This window comes from Rhodococcus sp. 06-156-4 (assembly GCF_002259345.1).
In the GTDB taxonomy this organism is placed as follows: Bacteria; Actinomycetota; Actinomycetes; order Mycobacteriales; family Mycobacteriaceae; genus Rhodococcoides; species Rhodococcoides fascians_E.
The window spans coordinates 272,458-293,142 of record NZ_NPGB01000018.1 but is presented as its reverse complement, the minus strand read 5'-3'; the positions used below and the strand labels follow the sequence as shown (position 1 = coordinate 293,142).

The 20,685-nt window shown below is 66.0% G+C and carries 19 protein-coding genes; 18 read left to right on the top strand and 1 reads right to left on the bottom strand.

Annotated features, from left to right (window positions below; all coding sequences use genetic code 11):
* The first annotated feature begins 1 nt into the window (after position 1).
* The 8 genes from alaS to aroB all read left to right on the top strand — a co-directional run bounded on the left by alaS (position 2) and on the right by aroB (position 8,768).
* Positions 2-2,671 (top strand): alanine--tRNA ligase, encoded by a 2,670-nt coding sequence (gene alaS, locus CH290_RS12115; protein WP_033189679.1) that lies wholly within the window; start codon positions 2-4, stop codon positions 2,669-2,671.
* A gap of 2 nt (positions 2,672-2,673) precedes the next feature.
* Entirely contained in the window at positions 2,674-3,246 is a 573-nt protein-coding gene (gene ruvX, locus CH290_RS12110; protein WP_033189680.1) for a Holliday junction resolvase RuvX, read from the top strand.
* Positions 3,243-4,568, top strand: coding sequence for an endolytic transglycosylase MltG (locus tag CH290_RS12105; RefSeq protein ID WP_033189681.1), 1,326 nt, complete (start codon positions 3,243-3,245; stop codon positions 4,566-4,568). Before ruvX ends, CH290_RS12105 begins: the two co-directional genes overlap by 4 nt.
* Before the next feature lie 3 nt (positions 4,569-4,571).
* A complete protein-coding gene (locus CH290_RS12100; RefSeq protein WP_020110132.1) occupies positions 4,572-5,381 on the top strand; it encodes a shikimate dehydrogenase in 810 nt (269 codons plus the stop codon).
* Between the two features lie 115 nt (positions 5,382-5,496).
* A complete protein-coding gene (locus CH290_RS12095) occupies positions 5,497-5,922 on the top strand; it encodes a prepilin peptidase (RefSeq protein ID WP_230594246.1) in 426 nt (141 codons plus the stop codon).
* 13 nt (positions 5,923-5,935) lie between these two features.
* Entirely contained in the window at positions 5,936-7,123 is a 1,188-nt protein-coding gene (aroC, locus tag CH290_RS12090; RefSeq protein WP_033189742.1) for a chorismate synthase, read from the top strand.
* Positions 7,120-7,650 carry a shikimate kinase gene (locus CH290_RS12085; RefSeq protein WP_019666396.1) on the top strand — a complete coding sequence of 177 codons (531 nt, stop codon included), beginning with the start codon at positions 7,120-7,122 and terminating at the stop codon, positions 7,648-7,650. Before aroC ends, CH290_RS12085 begins: the two co-directional genes overlap by 4 nt.
* Positions 7,651-7,655: 5 nt before the next feature.
* Positions 7,656-8,768, top strand: a complete 1,113-nt coding sequence (gene aroB, locus CH290_RS12080) for a 3-dehydroquinate synthase (RefSeq protein ID WP_026348017.1) — start codon at positions 7,656-7,658, stop codon at positions 8,766-8,768.
* Positions 8,769-8,851: 83 nt separating this feature from the next.
* Here the strand turns inward: aroB and CH290_RS12075 are convergent, their stop codons facing one another.
* Complete coding sequence (locus tag CH290_RS12075; protein ID WP_019666394.1) at positions 8,852-9,472, bottom strand: B-4DMT family transporter; 621 nt, start codon at positions 9,470-9,472, stop codon at positions 8,852-8,854.
* Positions 9,473-9,545: 73 nt separating this feature from the next.
* Between CH290_RS12075 and CH290_RS12070 the strand changes: the two genes are divergently transcribed.
* The 10 genes from CH290_RS12070 to pyrF all read left to right on the top strand — a co-directional run bounded on the left by CH290_RS12070 (position 9,546) and on the right by pyrF (position 20,666).
* Entirely contained in the window at positions 9,546-10,649 is a 1,104-nt protein-coding gene (locus tag CH290_RS12070; protein ID WP_026348016.1) for a M24 family metallopeptidase, read from the top strand.
* Positions 10,650-10,697: 48 nt separating this feature from the next.
* Positions 10,698-11,261 carry an elongation factor P gene (gene efp, locus CH290_RS12065; protein WP_019666392.1) on the top strand — a complete coding sequence of 188 codons (564 nt, stop codon included), beginning with the start codon at positions 10,698-10,700 and terminating at the stop codon, positions 11,259-11,261.
* Between the two features lie 43 nt (positions 11,262-11,304).
* A complete protein-coding gene (gene nusB, locus CH290_RS12060; RefSeq protein WP_026348015.1) occupies positions 11,305-11,793 on the top strand; it encodes a transcription antitermination factor NusB in 489 nt (162 codons plus the stop codon).
* A gap of 131 nt (positions 11,794-11,924) precedes the next feature.
* Positions 11,925-12,557, top strand: a complete 633-nt coding sequence (gene pyrR / locus CH290_RS12055; RefSeq protein ID WP_080748738.1) for a bifunctional pyr operon transcriptional regulator/uracil phosphoribosyltransferase PyrR — start codon at positions 11,925-11,927, stop codon at positions 12,555-12,557.
* Positions 12,554-13,525, top strand: a complete 972-nt coding sequence (locus CH290_RS12050) for an aspartate carbamoyltransferase catalytic subunit (RefSeq protein ID WP_019666389.1) — start codon at positions 12,554-12,556, stop codon at positions 13,523-13,525. The genes pyrR and CH290_RS12050 overlap by 4 nt, the downstream gene beginning before the upstream one ends.
* The gene (locus tag CH290_RS12045) at positions 13,522-14,859 is read left to right on the top strand and encodes a dihydroorotase (RefSeq protein WP_033189682.1); all 1,338 of its coding nucleotides are present in this window, start codon (positions 13,522-13,524) and stop codon (positions 14,857-14,859) included. Before CH290_RS12050 ends, CH290_RS12045 begins: the two co-directional genes overlap by 4 nt.
* Positions 14,859-15,371 carry a PH-like domain-containing protein gene (locus tag CH290_RS12040; RefSeq protein WP_019666387.1) on the top strand — a complete coding sequence of 171 codons (513 nt, stop codon included), beginning with the start codon at positions 14,859-14,861 and terminating at the stop codon, positions 15,369-15,371. The genes CH290_RS12045 and CH290_RS12040 overlap by 1 nt, the downstream gene beginning before the upstream one ends.
* Positions 15,368-16,504, top strand: coding sequence for a glutamine-hydrolyzing carbamoyl-phosphate synthase small subunit (gene carA / locus CH290_RS12035; protein ID WP_019666386.1), 1,137 nt, complete (start codon positions 15,368-15,370; stop codon positions 16,502-16,504). Before CH290_RS12040 ends, carA begins: the two co-directional genes overlap by 4 nt.
* Positions 16,504-19,845 (top strand): carbamoyl-phosphate synthase large subunit, encoded by a 3,342-nt coding sequence (gene carB, locus CH290_RS12030; RefSeq protein WP_033189683.1) that lies wholly within the window; start codon positions 16,504-16,506, stop codon positions 19,843-19,845. Before carA ends, carB begins: the two co-directional genes overlap by 1 nt.
* The gene (gene pyrF, locus CH290_RS12025) at positions 19,842-20,666 is read left to right on the top strand and encodes an orotidine-5'-phosphate decarboxylase (protein WP_170947574.1); all 825 of its coding nucleotides are present in this window, start codon (positions 19,842-19,844) and stop codon (positions 20,664-20,666) included. Before carB ends, pyrF begins: the two co-directional genes overlap by 4 nt.
* Positions 20,667-20,685 lie beyond the last annotated feature (19 nt).

The window sequence follows — 20,685 nt, the reverse complement described above, 5'->3', positions numbered from 1 at the left end:
AGTGCAAACCCATGACATTCGCAGGCGCTTCCTCGACCACTTCGTGAAGGCGGGGCACACCGAAGTGCCCAGTGCCTCGCTCGTGCTCGACGACCCCAACCTGCTGTTCGTCAATGCGGGCATGGTGCAGTTCGTTCCGTACTTCCTGGGTCAGCAGACTCCGCCGTACGCAACGGCCACCAGCGTCCAGAAGTGCGTCCGCACACTGGATATCGAGAACGTCGGGATCACGACGCGCCACAACACCTTCTTCCAGATGGCAGGCAATTTCTCGTTCGGCGATTACTTCAAGCGTGACGCCATCAAGTTCGCGTGGTCGCTGCTGACGGGAAGCGTCGAGGACGGTGGCTACGGGTTCGATCCCGAGCGCATCTGGGTGACGGCGTACCTCGACGACGACGAGGCAATCGCGCTGTGGAAGGAACTCGCCGGGATTCCGGACGAGCGGATCCAGCGTCGCGGCATGGCGGACAACTACTGGTCGATGGGCATCCCCGGGCCGTGCGGTCCGTGCTCCGAGATCTACTACGACCGTGGCCCCGAGTACGGAGTCGACGGTGGTCCCGAGGCCGACGAGGATCGCTATATCGAGATCTGGAACCTCGTCTTCATGCAGAACGAGCGCGGCCAGGGGATCAGCAAGGACGACTTCGAGATCCTCGGTCCGCTGCCGAAGCAGAACATCGACACCGGCATGGGCGTCGAGCGTGTCGCGTTCCTGCTGCAGGGCGTCGACAACGTGTACGAGACCGACTTGGTACGTCCGGTCATCGCCAAGGCCGAGGAACTCAGCGGACGCACGTACGGCGTCGATCACACCGACGATGTTCGTTTTCGTGTCATCGCGGACCACGCCCGCACGGCGGCACTGCTGATCTCCGACGGAGTCAACCCCGGCAACGACGGACGCGGTTACGTACTGCGGCGTCTGCTGCGCAGAATCGTGCGGTCCGCACGTCTGCTCGGTGCACCGGATCAGACGATGGCTCAGCTGATCACCGTCGTCCGAGACACGATGGCCGAGTCGTACCCCGAGTTGGTCTCCGGGTTCGACCGCATCCTCAACGTCTCGGTCGGCGAGGAGACGGCGTTCCTGAAGACCCTGACTTCGGGGTCCAAGCTGTTCGACACGGCCGCGGAGACGGTCAAGTCCTCGGGCAGGAAGACGATCGGCGGTGCCGAAGCGTTCGCGCTGCACGACACCTACGGATTCCCGATCGACCTGACGCTCGAGATGGCGTCGGAGGCGGGGCTGACCGTCGACGAGGACGGGTTCCGGTCGCTCATGGCCGAGCAACGTCAACGCGCCAAGGACGACGCCCGGGCCCGCAAGCATGCGCACACCGACCTGTCGGTGTACAAGGATTTCGTCGATCGTGGGCCGACCGAGTTCACCGGGTTCGACGAGTTGTCCTCGGAGGCGAACGTTCTCGCCCTGATCTCCGGCGGCGTCCGTGTCCCGACGGCCACTGCCGGGGAATCTGTCGAGGTGATCCTCGACCGGAGTCCGCTGTATGCGGAGTCCGGTGGTCAGATCGCGGACATCGGCACCATCACGGCGCCTGGACTGTCGGTCGAGGTCGACGATGTGCAGAAGATCGCCAAGAAGGTGTGGACGCACAAGGTGACGGTGCAGACAGGGCAGATCACCGAAGGCGACGTGGTACGTGTGTCCGTCGATCCGGCGTGGCGCAAGGGCGCGACGCAGGGCCACTCGGGTACGCACATGGTGCACGCCGCACTCCGACAGATTCTGGGCCCCAACGCAACTCAGGCCGGTTCGCTGAACAAGCCCGGCTATCTGCGGTTCGACTTCTCGTGGCAGGGTGCGCTGACGGAATCGCAGCGAAGCGACATCGAAGCCGTCGCGAACGATGCGATCGGCGCCGACTTCGCGGTCAACACGTCCGTGACTGATCTCGCGAGTGCCAAGGCGATGGGCGCGATGGCGCTGTTCGGTGAGAACTACGGCGACGAGGTGCGTGTCGTGGAGATCGGCGGGCCGTTCTCGATGGAGCTGTGCGGCGGCACGCACGTCGAGCATTCCTCGCAGATCGGGCCCGTCACATTGCTGGGAGAGTCGTCGGTCGGGTCGGGTGTGCGCCGCGTGGAGGCATTCGTCGGACTCGATTCGTACCGGTACCTGGCGAAGGAACGTGCGCTTCTCGCGGGAGTTGCGTCGTCCCTGAAGGTTCCGAGCGAGGAAGTGCCGGCCCGAATCGAGACGCTGGTGGAGAAGCTCCGCGTGGCGGAGAAGGAGCTCGAGGCCGTCAAGGCTGCTGCGGTTCTGTCCTCGGCCGGGGATCTGGCCGCCGGCGCGGAGCGGATCGGCAGCGTTCGGGCGGTCATCTCTCGGGCACCGGACGGTGTGGGCGGAAACGACCTGCGGACCCTTGCGACCGACGTACGAGGCAGGCTCGGCAGTGACCCGGCGGTCGTCGTGCTGTTCGGCTCGGTGGACGGCAAGGTGCCGTTCGTCGTCGTCACCAACAAGGCCGCTCAGGACGCAGGCGTGAAGGCAGGCGAACTCGTCGGCAGTTTCGGTCCGGCGATCGGCGGACGTGGCGGCGGTAAAGCCGATTCCGCGCAGGGTTCCGGATCCGATCCGGACGGCATCGCCCAGGCCCTCGTGGCCGTCCGTGCTCGTATCTCCGAAGCAGTCGACGCCTGATCGTGAGTGAATCCACAGCCCGATCCGGCGCCGGTCGGACGCCGGATCGGCCAGGGTTCGACGACCCGGGACCAGGGAGACGGCTCGGGATCGACGTCGGCAGTGTCCGTATCGGTGTCGCATCGAGCGACCCGGGATGCGTACTGGCCACTCCGGTCGAGACCGTGGCCAGAGCCAAGGCGAAAGGCGCGGACGCATCCGATGTCGCTCGTGTCGTCGAGCTCGCCCGCGAATACGAGGTCGTCGAGATCGTCGTCGGGTTGCCGCGGACGTTGCGCGGCGAGAGCGGCTCCGCCGTCAAAGCAGCCGAGGGTTTCGCTCGCGTACTCGCACGGCACATACCGGACGTTCCGATCCGTATGGCCGACGAACGACTCACCACGGTGACGGCGTCGCGTGCGCTGCGCGACAGCGGCGTTCGCGCGAAAGCCCAACGCGGCGTGATCGATCAGGCCGCGGCCGTCGCAATCCTTCAGGGATGGCTGGACGAACGTTCGGCGCATCTCGCTCGGCAAGAACACCCAGTTTCCACCCCGTCGGAAGAGCAGAGTCGCATCCCGGAGGTCGGCGAGTGAACTACAGGCAGCACGAGGACGAGGCCCACACCGATCCGATCGGCTACCCGACCGGGGAGGGCAGCGAGTTCCATCGTGCCGTACACGAGGGCGCTGCCCCCAGAGGCCTGCCGCAGGAGGTCGGCCGGAGCAGGGCGCAGACAAGGCACGCACGCAAAGCCGGTAGCCGGCGCAAGCGCGGCCGCATCATCGGGGCCACACTCGGCCTCGTCCTGATTCTCGTGCTCGCGGGCGGAGGCTACTTCGTGTACGACCGGTTCTCCGGTGGCGCTGTCGTCGCGGAGGATTACCCGGCCGGTGCCCGCGGAGACTCCGTCGTCGTCCGGGTCCATCCCGGTGACACGGCGCAGCAGATCGGCGGCGAGGCCGTCGCCAAGGGAGTCGTCGCCAGCGAGGGGGCGTTCATGGGCGCCGCAGTCCAGAACTCCGCGATGGCGTCGGTGCAGCCGGGTTACTACCTGCTGCCCAGCAATGTGCCGGCATCCGAAGCCGTCGCCACTCTGGTGGACCCGGCGTCGCGCGTCGGAAGTGTGGTGATCTCCGAGGGACGCCAGCTGCACGACTCGCGTGACGTCAACACCGACGCGGTCAAGAAGGGCATCTACACGCTGTTGTCCGAGGCCAGTTGCGTCGACGCGACGGGAAGCGGAACCCCCACCTGCATCTCGTACGAGGACTTCAACGCCGCGGGTGGCGTCGACGACCCGACTGCGTTGGGGGTCCCGGCATGGGCAACCGATCAGGTACGTGGGGTCCCCGATCGTGATCGTCAACTCGAAGGACTGATCGCGGCAGGCAGCTGGGACATCGATCCCACCGCCACGCCGGGCGAGATCCTGAGTCAGCTCGTGTCCGAGAGCGCCGCTACGTACGAGAGCACCGGAATCCTGACCGCCGGAACCAATTCCGGCCTCGATCCGTATCAGACTCTGGTCGCCGCATCCCTCGTCGAACGTGAGTCGTTGCCTGCGGACTTCAGCAAGGTCGCGCGGGTGATCATCAACCGCCTGGCCGAGCCTCAGAAGCTGGAGTTCGACTCGACGGTCAACTACGCGCTCGACACCACCGAGGTCGCGACGACCGACCTCGACCGGGCGACCGTTACTCCGTGGAACACCTATGCGATGGAAGGACTCCCGGCCACTCCGATCGCCGCGCCGAGCGTCGCGGCGGTGGAAGCGGTCGAAGCGCCGGCCGACGGTGACTGGCTGTACTTCGTCACCATCAACGCGGCGGGCGACACGCTGTTCACCCGCAGCTACGACGAGCACCTTGCGAACATCGGACTGGTCGAGGACGGCTTCCTCGAGAGCGGCCGCTGATCGGTGCATGCTGCTGTTCTGGGGAGCCCCATCGGGCACTCGAAGTCTCCGCTTCTCCACCGTGCTGCGTACGCCGCCCTCGGGTTGACCGACTGGACGTACGAGAGAATCGAATGCACGGGGGAGCAGCTTCCCGGGCTCGTCGACGGGCTCGCCTCCGACTGGATCGGTCTGTCGGTGACGATGCCGGGCAAGGTCGCGGCCCTCACCTACGCCGACGAACGCACCGAACGTGCTGTGCTCGCTGGATCGGCCAACACGCTCGTTCGCGTCGACGGGCACTGGCGAGCTGACTGCACCGACGTCGACGGTGTGCTCGGGGCGTTGAGGGAAGCCGGGACCGACGATCTGACGGGAACGGCCGTCACCGTCGTCGGAGCCGGTGGCACGTCACGGCCGGCGATCGTCGCCCTGGCCGAATTGGGCGCGACATCGGTCACCGTCGTCGCACGCTCGCGTGAGAGAGCACAGGACACCCTCGACTGCGCGGCGGCGTCGGGAGTGCGCGCAGCTTTTCTGGCCGTCGACGATCCCGAACTGGCCGACACTGCGGCTGCGTCGTCGGTGTTGGTCAGTACCGTTCCGGCGAACGGCGCCGCACCGTACGCACACGCGATGGCGCAGGCTCCCGTCGTCCTCGACGCGATCTACGACCCGTGGCCGACTCCGTTGGCCGACGCAGTCCGCGGCGCAGGCGGCACCGTCGTCTCCGGTCTGGCCATGCTGCTGAACCAGGCGTACGGGCAGGTCGAGCAGTTCACGGGTCGGCCCGCACCCAAGGACGAGATGCGCGCCGCCCTCGCCGCGCCGTAGCGCCGTCCGGTGAACAGCCTGCGCGTTGTCCACAGGTCGGCGGTTGTGCACAGGGCAATGTCCGAGCTGGGACGTCGCGTCGGCTCCCTCGGGTGCTCGGTCCAGAGTGATTCCCGTGACGTGGTGCGCTCTGTTCGTCCTGTGGTGCGTGGTGTCCAGCGCGGTCGACCTCGCGACTCGCAGGCTCCCGAACCTCCTCACCGGCGTCGGGGCGGCCGGACTGATCGGATGGGCTGTCACCGGTGACGAGTACGGTGCGACGTTCGCGGGCGCCGGTGCATTGTTCGGGTGTTATCTGGTGGTGCACCTGGCGGTGCCACGCGCGTTCGGTGCCGGTGACGTCAAGTTGGCGTTCACCGTCGGAGGCGTCGCGGGACAGTTCGGTGTGGACGCGTGGGCCATGGCGGCCGTGACTGCGCCGCTGCTCACCGGGGCGGCCGGGATGGCCTGTGTCCTCGCCGGGCGACGCCACGTCGCAGTGCCCCACGGCCCGGCGATGTGCGCGGCGACCCTGCTGGCGATCACCGTGGCCCCGACGTGAAAAGATGGTCGCTGTGCTGCGCTGGATAACTGCCGGAGAATCCCACGGTCCCGCTCTCGTATCCATTCTCGAAGGAATGGTGGCGGGCGTCGAGGTGAACTCCGAGGACATTGCCACTCAACTCGCTCGTCGCCGTCTTGGGTACGGCCGAGGTGCGCGGATGAAGTTCGAGGCGGACAAGGTCACCATCACCGGCGGTGTGCGGCACGGTCGTACCCTCGGTGGCCCCATCGCCATCGAGGTGGGTAACACCGAGTGGCCGAAGTGGGAGCAGGTCATGTCGGCCGATCCCATCGATCAGAGCGTCCTGTCGGATCTCGCACGCAACACACCGCTGACGCGCCCACGGCCGGGCCACGCCGACTACTCGGGCATGCTCAAGTACGGATTCGACGACGCCCGCCCGGTTCTCGAGCGCGCGAGTGCGCGTGAGACCGCGGCTCGTGTCGCGATCGGCACCGTCGCCCGTCGATTCCTGAAGCAGGCATTCGGTGTCGACGTCGTCTCGCACGTCATCTCCATCGGTGCCTCCGACCCTTACGTCGGCCCGCCGCCGCACGGTGACGACCTCGACGCCATCGACGCAAGTCCGGTGCGGGCGTTCGACAAGGCGGCCGAGGAATCGATGATCGCCGAGATCGAAGCAGCCAAGCGAGACGGCGACACCCTCGGCGGAATCGTCGAGGTCGTCGTGCACGGGTTGCCCGTGGGTCTCGGGTCCTTCGTCAGCGGCGAGAGGCGGCTCGACGCACGGCTCGCTGCCGCACTCATGGGGATCCAGGCCATCAAGGGTGTCGAGGTCGGCGACGGCTTCGAGACTGCCCGTCGACGCGGCAGCGCCGCGCACGACGAGATGACACCCGGGCCCGACGGCATTCTCCGTTCCACCAACCGCGCCGGTGGGCTCGAGGGCGGAATGACCAACGGTGAAGCCATGCGCGTCCGCGCGGCCATGAAGCCCATCTCCACGGTGCCTCGTGCTCTCGCGACGGTCGACATGAGTACCGGCGACGAAGCCGTCGCCATTCACCAGCGTTCCGACGTGTGCGCCGTGCCCGCCGCGGGGGTCGTCGCCGAGACCATGGTGGCTCTCGTCGTCGCGCAGGCAGCGTTGGAGAAGTTCGGTGGAGATTCGTTGGCGGAGACGGTCAGCAACGTCTATCACTACGTGAAGGGCACAGCTGCCCGACCTCCGCGATGACTCCGTACGCGGTGCTGGTCGGCCCGCCCGGCGCCGGCAAGTCCACGATCGGTCGACGGGTCGCCGCGGCGCTGGAGCTCGAGCTTCTGGACACCGACGTGGCCATCGAACGGACCACGGGGCGCACGATCGCGGACATTTTCTCGCAAGATGGGGAACCGGCCTTCCGAAGCATCGAGGAGACCGTCGTCGCAGAGGCGTTGGCGACGCACTCCGGCGTCGTCTCCCTCGGAGGTGGTTCGGTGTTGTCCGAACGGACCCGAGCACTTCTGGCGCCGTTGCCCGTCGTGTACCTCGAGATCAGTGTCGCCGAGGGCCTGCGGCGCACCGGCGCGAACACCGCCCGGCCACTGTTGGCCGGGCCCGATCCACGCGCGAAGTACCAACATCTGATGCGAACACGTCGACCTCTCTACCGCGGAGTCGCGTCCATTCGAGTACGTACCGACGGTCGAAGTCCGGCGCGGGTCGTCGGGCAGGTCGTCTCGAAACTGACCCAGTACCACGAGCAGAAAAGTGTGAGGTGACCGATATGACCGAGCCTGTGCGCGTCATGGTCGAAACGGCTGCTCCCTACCCGGTGATCATCGGACGGGGATTGTTGAACGATCTGGTCGACGAACTCGCCGGTGTGGCGACCGTTGCCATCTTTCATCAACCTCCGCTGGCCGAGACCGCCGAAGTAGTACGAGAGTCGTTGGCGGCGAAGGGAATCGATGCTCACCGCATCGAGATCCCCGATGCCGAGGACGGCAAGGAACTTGCCGTGGCCGGCTTCTGCTGGGAGGTTCTCGGACGAATCGGACTGACGAGATCCGACGCTGTGGTGAGCCTCGGCGGCGGTGCCGCCACAGATCTGGCGGGTTTCGTCGCTGCGACGTGGATGCGCGGCGTGAAGATCGTCCACGTCCCGACGACGCTGCTTGCGATGGTCGACGCTGCCGTCGGCGGCAAGACGGGCATCAACACCGAGGCCGGCAAGAACCTCGTCGGGTCGTTCCACGAGCCGTCGGCGGTCCTGGTCGACCTGGCCACACTGGAAACGGTCCCGCGCAACGAGATCGTCGCGGGTCTCGCCGAGGTCATCAAGACGGGCTTCATCGCCGACCCGGTGATCCTCGACCTGATCGAGGCCGACCCGGAGGCTGCGCTCGACCCGTCGGGCACCGTGCTGCCCGAGCTGATTCGGCGTTCCGTCGAGGTCAAGGCACGCGTGGTGGCCGCGGACCTCAAGGAGTCCAACCTGCGCGAGATCCTGAACTACGGGCACACCCTCGGCCACGCGATCGAGCGACGTGAACGGTACCGCTGGCGCCACGGCGCAGCAGTCGCGGTGGGCCTGGTGTTCGCAGCCGAATTGGGCCGGCTCGCGGGCCGCCTGGACGACGCGACCGCGGACCGTCATCGCAGTGTGCTCGAAGCAGTGGGACTTCCCGTGGGCTACGACGGCGACGCCTTCGGCGACCTGCTCAAGGGAATGCAGTCCGACAAGAAGAACCGTGCGGGGCTGCTGCGCTTCGTTGTGCTCGACGGGCTGGCCAAGCCGGGTCGTCTCGAAGGACCGGACCCGTCCCTGCTGGTGGCGGCCTACTCGGCCATCGCGAAGGACAACTCGGGTTCGTCGTCCACCGGCATCCTGCTCTGACCGACCTGCTCTGACCCGTCCGCTCTGACCAGTGAGGGCATGTGTGCACGTGCACACATGCCCTCACCGGTCAGCTCAGGGGACTACCTGTCTTTCTCTACCGCCGGGAAGACCTCGGTGTCGGAGTTGTCTCCCGACCATTGCGATTGCTCTCGGCCCGCCTGATCGCGACCGGACTGATGCCGTCCGGACTGCTGAGGAGCACCTGCGGTGCTGTCCACCGGATGGCGGTCGTGCCGTTCCTTGGCGTGCTCCTCGTCCGCGGCCGCAAGTTTCTTGTTGGCTTCTCGCCCCGCCAGAAGCCGACCCAGGAAGACCGCGATGGTGGCAGGAATGAAGATGACCAACACCGTGAACGCGGCCCCGGAGGTCAGTTCGAAGAAGAGGGTGTTCTGACCGACGCTGAAGTCGACGATGAGCTGGACCAGCCAGGTCACCAGACCGGCAGCCAGGCCGCCCAATGCCGCAGCCTTGAGCCAGACCATGGTCAAGTCCTCGCCGTAGTCCGGATCGGGATTCTTCCGCCGGTCCCGAATGCCGTCCAGCCCCGCCCAGACGACGACGGCGATCAACACCACCGCGATGCCCAGCCACCGGAGTTGCGATCCGTGCAGAGGCCACTGAGTCACAGTGACGCCGAGAAGAATTCGCACCCCCACGTTGATCAAGCACATGCCGATTCCGCGTACCACCCACCCTGTCATGGGGGACAGCCTAGCCCTACGCGCCGGTAGGTGTGTCCGACCCCACAGAACTGTCCGGCGGTAGTTTGTAGGAATGCCTGTAGATCACAGCGGCAGACGCGCCGCTCTTCGGCGAAGCATGGAAGCGAACGATCTCGAATCCCTGCTCGTCACCGACCTTCTCAACATTCGCTACCTCACCGGATTCACCGGGTCCAACGCCGCGTTGATCGTATCGATTCACGATTCGCCGGGCCGCGAGGACAACACGGTCGTCTGCACGGACGGGCGTTACGTGACCCAGGTCGCCGATCAGGTGCCGGACCTGCGAGCCGTGATCGACCGCGCGTCGGCGTCGTACCTCCTGGGCGGCGAACTCGCGCCCAGGAACGCATCGATCGGCTTCGAATCCCACGTCGTCACGGTCGACCAGCACCGGGCGTGGACGAGCCTCGACTCCGCCCTGAATCTCGTTCGTAGTCCCGGTCTGGTGGAGGACCTGCGGATGGTCAAGGACGAGCACGAGGTAGCCCTGCTGCGCGATGCATGCCGGGCAGCGGACGACGCGTTCGCGGTGCTGGTGGAGCGTGGATCCGTCGCTGCTGGACGTACCGAACTCGAGGTCGCCCGAGAACTGGAATCGCTGATGATCGAGCACGGAGCCGACGGAATCTCGTTCGAGACCATCGTGGCAGCCGGGCCCAACTCGGCCGTTCCGCATCACCGCCCGACATCCGCGGTCCTGGCGACCGGTGACTTCGTGAAGTTCGATTTCGGAGCGCTGGTCGGGGGCTATCACTCGGACATGACGCGCACACTCGTCATCGGCGCTCCGCAGGACTGGCAGAAGGATCTGTACGCGTTGGTGTTGCAGTCGCAGACGGCAGGCAGGGACGCCCTTGCACCTGGTGTGAGCACGGCGTCCGTCGACGCAGCGTCGCGCTCGGTGATCGAGGAGGCCGGTTACGGCGAGTTCTTCCTCCACGGGCTCGGCCACGGCGTCGGACTGGAAATCCACGAAGCGCCGGGAATTGCCCGCACCAGCACCGGTACACTGCTGAGCGGTGCAGCTGTGACCGTCGAGCCGGGAGTGTATTTCTCGGGACGCGGTGGCGTCCGGATCGAAGACACGCTCATCGTCCGTGACGGCGGTCCCGAGCTGCTGACCATGACCAGCAAGGAACTTACTCTCGTGTGACGCACGGCAGTTCCTGAACACGAGAAACACGAGGAGACGTAAGAGCCAGTGGCTTCCACAAGCGATTTCAAGAACGGTCTTGTCCTCAGCATCGAGAACCAGCTGTGGTCGATCATCGAGTTCCAGCACGTCAAGCCGGGCAAGGGCCCCGCGTTCGTGCGCACCAAGCTGAAGAACGTCCTGTCGGGCAAGGTCGTCGACAAGACCTTCAACGCGGGCGTCAAGGTGGACACCGCAACCGTCGACCGCCGCGACATGACGTACCTGTACCACGACGGTTCGGACTTCGTGTTCATGGACGGCGACACGTTCGACCAGATCTCCATCAGCGAGGCCACCGTAGGCGAGAGCTCGCGATTCCTCCTGGAGAACATGAAGGTCCAGGTCGCGACGCACGAGGGCGCACCGCTGTACGTCGAGCTGCCCGTCACGGTCGAGCTCGAGGTCAAGCACACCGATCCCGGCCTCCAGGGAGATCGCTCCACCGGCGGCACCAAGCCCGCCACCCTCGAGACCGGCGCCGAGGTGTCGGTTCCGCTGTTCGTCAACACGGGCGACAAGCTGAAGATCGATTCGCGTGACGGCAACTACCTCGGGCGTGTGAATTCCTGACGTGTCGTCGAAGAAGAACCATTCGGCCGGCAAAGGTGAGCCGGTGAAGAAGCTCGGTGCACGCCACAAGGCCCGCAAGCGGGCCGTGGACTTCCTGTTCGAAGCCGAGGCTCGGGACACCGATCCTGTGAACCTGGCGAAGGAACGCATCGAGCTCGCTCGCGGCGACGATTCGATCGCGCCGGTCAGCGAGTACACCGAAACTCTCGTCGGCGGGGTAGCGGAGAACCTGGACCGGCTGGACAGTGTGATCTCCGATCATCTGACCGACTGGACCCTGAACAGGCTTCCCGCGGTGGATCGGGCGATCCTTCGTGTCGCGGTGTGGGAACTGTTCCACGCCACCGACGTGCCTCCCGTCGTCGCTGTCGACGAAGCGGTCGAACTGGCCAAGCAGCTGTCCACCGACGATTCACCGTCGTTCGTCAACGGTGTTCTCGGCCAGATCGTTCTCGTCGCCCCACAGGTCCGCGCAGCTGCTGCTGCGGTGTCCTCCCGGGACGACGCGAACAGCAGCACCGACAGCGAGTAATACCGCTCACGCGACGCTCCCCGAATTACGCCGACGGGGAGCGTCGTTGCTAGGCTGTTACACCGTCAGACATCCTTTAACGATCCGTCCAGAGAGGCGGAGAAGGAGGTCGTAGTTTGCCTGCGTCCGTTGTGCCCCCCGATCCCTCGACGCCTGATCCCCCGTCACCCGGCTCGTCGCGTGAGCTTCTCTCCGCCGCCGACGTTGGTCGGACCGTGTCTCGAATGGCACACCAGATCATCGAGAAGACGGCACTCGACTCCGCGGATGCGCCCCGCGTGGTCCTCCTCGGTATCCCGACTCGCGGGACCACGTTGGCCGAGCGCCTCGCCGAGCGGATCGAAACGTTCACCGGCGTCCGCCCGCCCGTCGGTTCGCTGGACATCACCCTCTACCGCGACGATCTTCGCGGCAAGCCGCATCGCCCCCTCGAACGTACGTCCGTCCCCTCGGGCGGCATCGACGACGCCCTCGTGGTCCTCGTCGACGATGTCCTCTTCTCCGGCCGCACGGTCCGCTCGGCCCTGGATGCACTGCGGGACCTCGGTCGACCGCGTGCCGTTCAACTGGCGGTCCTCGTCGACCGCGGTCACCGCGAACTACCCCTCCGGGCGGACTACGTCGGCAAGAACGTACCGACCGCGCGTACCGAGGACGTGTCGGTGCAATTGGTCGAGCACGACGGCCACGATCGCGTCAGCATTTCGGACGGGAGCGGAGTCCGCAGGAGTGAGCGAGAAGAAGACGGGAAGGACGCCCGGTGAAGCATTTGTTGTCGGTTGCGGATCTGAGCCGTGAGAGCGCGACCGAACTGCTCGACGACGCGGACCGGTTCGAGCAGGCGTTGCTGGGCCGGGAGGTGAAGAAGCTTCCGACGTTGCGGGGACGCACGGTGATGACGGTGTTCTTCGAGAACTCGACCCGGACGAGGGTGTCGTTCGAGGTGGCGGGCAAGTGGATGAGTGCCGATGTCATCAATGTCAGTGCCAGCAGCTCGTCGGTGTCCAAGGGTGAGTCTCTTCGTGACACGGCGATGACGTTGCGGGCGGCGGGCGCGGATGCGTTGATCGTTCGTCACCCTGCGTCGGGTGCTGCGCACCAGATCGCGAAGTGGACGGCTGGGCTGGGAACCGGTGGGTCCTTCGACGCTTCCGCATCCGGCGGCCCGTCGGTCATCAATGCAGGCGACGGTACTCACGAACACCCGACGCAGGCGCTTCTGGATGCGTTGACGTTGCGGCAGCGGCTCGGCGACATCGAAGGCAAGCGCATCGGAATCGTCGGGGACATTCTGCACAGTCGTGTGGCGCGGTCGAATGCGATTCTGCTGTCGACGCTGGGGGCCGAGGTCGTGCTCATCGCGCCGCCCACGTTGCTTCCGGTCGGAGCGTCGACGTGGCCGGTTCGGGTGTCTCACAGCATCGACGCCGAGTTGCCCGCGCTCGATGCGGTGCTGATGTTGCGGGTGCAGGCGGAGCGTATGAACGGTGGGTTCTTCCCGTCGCCGAAGGAGTACTCGATCACCTACGGGTTGTCGCAGAAGCGGCTCGATCTTCTGCCCGAGCACGCTGTCGTTCTGCATCCCGGTCCGATGCTGCGCGGAATGGAAATTGCGTCGTCGGTGGCGGATTCACCGCGGACTGCTGTATTGCAACAGGTTACGAACGGAGTTCATGTGCGCATGGCGGTGCTGTTCCGATTGCTCGTCGGCTCGGACGGAGGTGCGCTGTGAGCGTTCTGCTCCGCAACGTCCTCGTCTACGGGGAACAACCGGCCACCGACGTTCTCGTGTCCGACGGCCAGATCGCCGCGATCGGAACCGATCTCGACGCCGGCGATGCCGAGGTCGTCGAGGGGAGCGGGCAGATACTGCTTCCCGGATTCGTGGATCTGCACACACATCTGCGTGAGCCGGGTCGTGAGGACACCGAGACCATCGACAGTGGATCTGCTGCCGCGGCACTGGGCGGATACACCGCAGTGTTCGCGATGGCCAACACCGCGCCTGTCGCCGATTCCGTCGTCATCACCGACCACGTGTGGCGTCGCGGGCAGGAAGTCGGCTTGGTCGACGTGCATCCCGTCGGAGCGGTGACCGTCGGGCTCGGTGGTACTCAGCTCGCCGAGATGGCGACCATGGCCGGTGGTGTCGGCAAGGTGAAGATGTTCTCCGACGACGGCAAGTGCGTCGACGACCCGTTGATCATGCGCCGGGCACTCGAGTACTCGAGCTCTCTGGGTGTTCTCGTCGCGCAGCATGCCGAAGAGCCTCGGTTGACCGTCGGAGCCGTGGCGCACGAGGGCCCGACTGCGGCTCGGCTCGGGTTGACCGGGTGGCCACGCGCCGCTGAGGAGTCCATCGTCGCCCGGGACGCGTTGTTGGCGCGCGATGCGGGTGCGAAGGCGCACATCTGCCATGCGTCCACTGCCGGAACGGTCGAGATCCTGAAGTGGGCGCGGGGGCAGGGGATTTCGATCTCCGCCGAGGTGACGCCTCACCACCTTCTGCTCGACGATTCGCGGCTCGAGACGTACGACGCGATCAACAAGGTCAACCCACCGCTCCGGGAAGCATCGGATGTCGACGCTCTCCGGCGAGGACTGGCCGACGGCACGGTCGACTGCGTCGCGACCGACCATGCACCGCATGCGGAGCAGGAGAAGTGCTGTGAATTCTCCCAGGCACGTCCAGGAATGCTGGGCCTCGAGACCGCGCTTGCGATCGTTGCGCAGACGATGGTGGACACCGACCTGCTGGACTGGCGCGGTGTTGCCAGGGTGATGAGCGAGCGTCCGGCCGAGATCGTCGGCCTCCCGGATCAAGGACGACCCGTGGAAGTGGGGGAGGTCGCCAACCTCGTCCTCGTCGATCCCGCTTCGCCGTGGACGGTGCGAGGCAAGGGCTTGGCCAGCCTGTCGCACAACACACCGTTCGAGGAGATGACCTTCTCCGCCAAGGTCACCACCACGCTGCTGCGCGGTCGAATCACCGCTCGCGACGGTGTGGTTCGACGCCCCGACCGTCTCGGACTCGGCAGTGTCGATGACCGGAAGGTGAGCGAGTAATGGACAGAGTTCTCATCGTCATCGCGTTCATCGTGTTCTGGATCGCGATGATCGGCCTCATCTTCTGGGGTTGGCGAGGCAGGCAGAAGCGTCAAGCCGACTCGATCGGCTCGTTCCCACCGGTCCCGGACGACCTCGGCGCGACACTGATCGAACCCTCCACCGGGCTGTACGTGGGCAGCACCATCGCCCCCAGCTGGCAGGACCGCATCGCCGTCGGCGACATCGGCCACCGCGCAACCGGTGAGCTGTCCCGACACGAGCGAGGAATCCTGCTCGAGCGTTCCGGGGAGTCCACAATCTGGATTCCGCAGGAGTCCATCTCGGTGATCCGAACCGAACGCGGGCTCGCGGGCAAGGTCATGAGCAAGGACGGACTGCTCGTCATCCGCTGGACGCTTCCCACCGGCACCGAGATCGACACAGGCTTCCGCGCCGACGACAAACTCGTCTACCCCATCTGGGTGGACACCGATACCGATCGACACGATTCGAAGGAGACAACGGCGTGAGCAGCGCAGTTCTTGTTCTGGAGGACGGCCGGACCTTCCGCGGCACCACCTTCGGTGCACAGGGCCGGACGCTCGGAGAGGCCGTGTTCTGCACCGGCATGACCGGCTACCAGGAGACACTGACCGATCCCAGCTACCACCGCCAGATCGTCGTCGCCACGGCGCCGCAGATCGGCAACACAGGCTGGAACCAGGAGGACGGCGAAGCGGCCAGCGCTCAGGATCCCAACAAGATCTGGGTTGCCGGCTACGTCGTTCGAGACCCGGCTCGGCGCACGTCGAGTTGGCGCGCGACCGGTTCGTTGCAGGATCAGCTCGAAGCACAGAGCGTCGTGGGCATCGCGGGGATCGACACCAGAGCACTGGTGCGTCACCTGCGTACACGCGGATCCATGCGTGCGGGCGTCTTTTCCGGGGACGCTCTGGGCACCCAGGACGAGATGCTGCAGCAGGTCCTGGATCAGCCCTCCATGCTCGGCGCCGACCTGGCGGGTGAAGTCACCACGAAGTCCGGTTACGTCATCGAGCCGACGGGCGGCGACGCCCGCTACACCGTCGTCGCAGTGGACCTGGGAATCAAGACCAACACCCCACGGATGTTCGCCGAGCGCGGTATCCGCGTGCACGTCGTCCCGTCGGCCACGTCGATCGAGCAGATTCTGGAACTGAAACCGGACGGGGTGTTCCTGTCCAACGGACCGGGCGACCCGGCAACGGCCGACGCCAACGTTGCGCTCACTCGCGAGGTGCTGGAGAGGAAGCTGCCGCTCTTCGGCATCTGTTTCGGTAACCAGATCCTCGGACGCGCGCTCGGGCGTAGCACGTACAAGATGAAGTTCGGCCACCGCGGCATGAACATCCCGGTCGTCGAACACACCACCGGACGTATCGCCATCACCGCCCAGAACCACGGGTTCGCTCTCGAAGGCGAAGCGGGCGAGGAATTCGACACCGACTTCGGTCGGGCTCGTATCAGCCACACCTGCGCCAACGACGGGACGGTCGAGGGCGTGGAGCTGCTGAGCGGCACCGCGTTCTCGGTCCAGTACCACCCGGAGGCAGCGGCAGGCCCGCACGACGCCGCCTACCTGTTCGATCGGTTCACATCCACCCTCGAGGGAGCTGACAAGTAATGCCACGCCGCTCAGATCTGGGACACGTCCTGGTCATCGGATCGGGACCGATCGTCATCGGACAGGCCTGTGAGTTCGACTACTCCGGAACCCAGGCTTGTCGGGTGCTCCGCGAGGAAGGACTGCGCGTCAGCCTCGTCAACTCCAATCCGGCCACCATCATGACCGACCCCGAGTTCGCCGACGCCACCTACGTCGAGCCGATCACGGCCGACTTCATCGAGAAGATCTTCGCTCGCGAAGCTCTGCAGGGGAACCCGATCGACGCCGTGCTGGCGACGCTCGGCGGCCAGACGGCGCTCAACGCCGCGGTGGCACTGCACGAGCAGGGAATTCTCGAGAAGTACGACGTCGAGCTCATCGGTGCCGATTTCGACGCCATTCAGCGCGGTGAGGATCGGCAGAAGTTCAAGGACATCGTCGCCAAGGTCGGGGGAGAGTCGGCTCGTTCGGCTGTCTGCTACACGATGGACGAGGTTCGGGCGACGGTCGCCGATCTCGGATTCCCCGTCGTCGTCCGCCCGTCCTTCACAATGGGTGGCCTCGGCTCGGGTATGGCCTACAACGACGAGGACCTTGCACGCATCGCCGGCGGCGGACTCGCCGCGTCGCCGACGGCCAACGTGCTCATCGAGGAATCCATCCTCGGATGGAAGGAATACGAGCTCGAACTGATGCGCGACGGCCGCGACAACGTGGTCATCGTCTGCTCCATCGAGAACGTCGACCCGGTCGGTGTGCACACCGGGGACTCGGTCACGGTTGCTCCCGCCATGACGCTGACCGACCGCGAGTACCAGAAGATGCGTGACCTCTCGATCGACATCCTTCGTGAGGTCGGCGTGGACACCGGCGGCTGCAATATCCAGTTCGCCATGGACCCGACCGACGGACGGCTCGTCGTCATCGAGATGAACCCCCGCGTGTCGCGGTCGTCGGCTCTTGCATCGAAGGCGACGGGATACCCGATCGCGAAGATGGCAGCCAAGCTCGCCATCGGCTACACGCTCGACGAGATCGTCAACGACATCACCAAGGAAACACCGGCCTGCTTCGAGCCGACGCTCGACTACGTCGTGGTCAAGGCACCTCGGTTCGCGTTCGAGAAGTTCCCCGGCGCCGACGGCACCCTGACGACGACGATGAAGTCCGTCGGCGAGGCGATGTCGATCGGGCGCAACTTCACCGAAGCCTTCGGCAAGGTCATGCGTTCGCTCGAGACCAAGCGTGCGGGCTACTGGACCGGCCCCGAGGTCGAAGCCGTGAGCCTCGAGGCTTTGCTGGAGGACATCTCGGTCCCGAAGGACGGCCGGATGTACGGCATCGAGAAGGCCTTCGCGCTCGGTGCGACTCTCGAGCAGTTGTTCGACGCCACGAAGATCGACCCGTGGTTCCTCGATCAGTTCCAGCAGATCCACCAGCTGGGCAACGAACTGCGTGCCGCCGAGAAGTTCGACGAGACGCTGTTGCGACAGGCCAAGTACCACGGGCTGTCGGACCGCCAGATCGCTGCGCTGCGTCCGGAACTCGTGGACGAGGACGGTGTTCGCGCGCTGCGCGACGAGCTCGGCGTCCATCCTGTCTACAAGACGGTCGACACCTGTGCGGCGGAGTTCGAGGCGAAGACCCCGTACCACTACGGAACCTACGAACTCGACCCCGAGGCGGAGTCCGAGGTAGCCGAGCAGCGTGAACGTGACAAGGTGCTCATTCTCGGCTCGGGCCCGAACCGAATCGGACAGGGCATCGAGTTCGACTACTCGTGTGTCCATGCGGCACAGACGTTGTCGGAAGCCGGGTACGAGACCGTCATGGTCAACTGCAACCCCGAGACCGTCTCCACCGATTACGACACCGCCGATCGGCTCTACTTCGAACCGTTGACGTTCGAGGACGTACTCGAGGTCTACCGCGCCGAGGCTGCGTCGGGAACCGTGCGCGGCGTCATCGTGCAGCTCGGCGGTCAGACGCCCCTGGGCCTTGCCAAGCGACTGAAGGCCGCCGGTGTGCCGATCGTCGGTACCAGTCCCGAGGCCATCGATCTCGCCGAGGACCGCGGTGAGTTCGGACGCGTCCTCACCGAAGCAGGGTTGCCTGCACCGAAGTTCGGCACCGCGACCACGTTCGACGGTGCCCGCGACATCGCCGGCGGAATCGGATACCCCGTGCTGGTGCGTCCGTCGTACGTCCTCGGCGGACGCGGCATGGAGATCGTGTACGACGAGGCATCCCTCGCCGACTACATCTCGCGCGCCACCGAGATCTCGCACGACCGCCCGGTTCTCGTCGACCGCTTCCTCGAGGATGCCGTCGAAATCGATGTCGACGCATTGTGCGATGGCAGCGAGGTCTACCTCGGCGGCGTCATGGAACACATCGAGGAAGCCGGAATCCACTCCGGTGACTCCGCGTGTGCGCTGCCGCCGATCACGTTGGGCCGAGCGGACATCGAGAACGTGCGCCGCTCGACGGAGTTGCTCGCCAAGGGCATCGGCGTCAAGGGTTTGCTCAACGTTCAGTACGCCCTCAAGGACGACATCCTGTACGTCCTGGAGGCGAACCCCCGCGCGAGCCGCACGGTGCCGTTCGTGTCCAAGGCGACGGCAGTGCAGTTGGCGAAGGCGTGCGCCCGCGTCATGCTCGGTGAGTCGATCGCGGACCTGCGCGCCAGCGGCATGCTTCCCGCGGAAGGCGACGGGGGAACGACGCCGCTCGACGCACCGATCGCGGTCAAGGAAGCCGTGCTTCCGTTCAACCGCTTCCGTCGTGCCGACGGAACGGGCGTGGACACGCTCCTGAGTCCCGAGATGAAGTCCACCGGTGAGGTCATGGGCATCGACGCGGACTTCGGTACCGCGTTCGCCAAGAGCCAGACGGCGGCGTACGGCTCACTCCCGGCCTCGGGCGCCGTGTTCGTTTCCGTGGCCAACAAGGACAAGCGTTCGTTGATCTTCCCGGTCAAACGGCTCACGGACCTGGGCTTCACGATTCTCGCGACCGAAGGCACTGCAGAGGTGCTCCGACGCAACGGGATTGCGTGCGAACAGGTCTACAAGCAATCGGGCGAGGACGTCCCTGCGGGCGAATCGACCATCGTCGATCGCATTCTCGCCGGCGACGTGGCCATGGTGATCAACACCCCGTACGGCAATTCGGGCCCTCGCGTGGACGGTTACGAGATCCGAAGCGCGGCCGTTGCGCAGAACATTCCGTGCATCACCACTGTGCAGGGCGCGTCTGCCGCGGTGCTGGGGATCGAGGCAGGTATCGCGGGCGGTATCGGCGTGCGTTCGCTGCAGGATCTGCACGCGGCGCTCGCAGGCGGTGCCGGGCCGTCATGAGCCACCACGGGTGGCTCGGACGGCTCCGCCGTGCGATCGAGCACCGCGGACGACTGTGCGTGGGGATAGATCCTCACCCTGCACTGCTCGAGCAGTGGGGACTGTCGGTGGACGCCGAGGGGCTCGAGGTGTTCGCGGAGAAGTGCGTGGAGGCGTTCGTCGGCGAGGTCGCTGTCGTGAAACCTCAGGTCGCATTCTTCGAGGCCTACGGGAGTGCGGGATACGCGGTTCTGGAGCGCACCATCTCGGTACTGCGGGATGCCGGGACTCTCGTGATCGCCGACGCGAAACGGGGCGACATCGGCACGACGATGAGCGCGTACGCGCAGACGTGGCTCGGGGACGGGACCGACCTGTCGTCGGACGCGGTGACCGTCTCGCCGTACCTGGGTTTCGAGTCCCTGCAGGACACGATCTCGCTGGCTCGACGAGGTGGCAGGGGAGTGTTCGTTCTGGCGCGCACCTCGAACCCCGAAGGCGCAGCCCTGCAGAACGCCGCGGCGGGTTCCTCGACGGTCGCGCAGTCGATCGTCGACGGTGCAGCGGCAGCGAACGGCGACGGCTCGGCGACGGTCGGCCTCGTCGTCGGCGCCACCCGTGATCACGGACTGGATCTGTCGTCCTTCGACGGCCCGATTCTCGCGCCCGGGCTCGGCGCGCAGGGTGCGACAGTGGCCGATCTGGCGCAGATCTTCGACGCCTCGACAGCGCTGCTGCTTCCCAGCTCCTCGCGTGGCGTTCTCGCTGCCGGGCCGTCGGTCGCTGCTCTCCGAAGCGCTGCGGCGACGCTCCGCGACGAAGTCGAGGCGGGTCTTTCATAGCCGATAGGACCGACCTCGT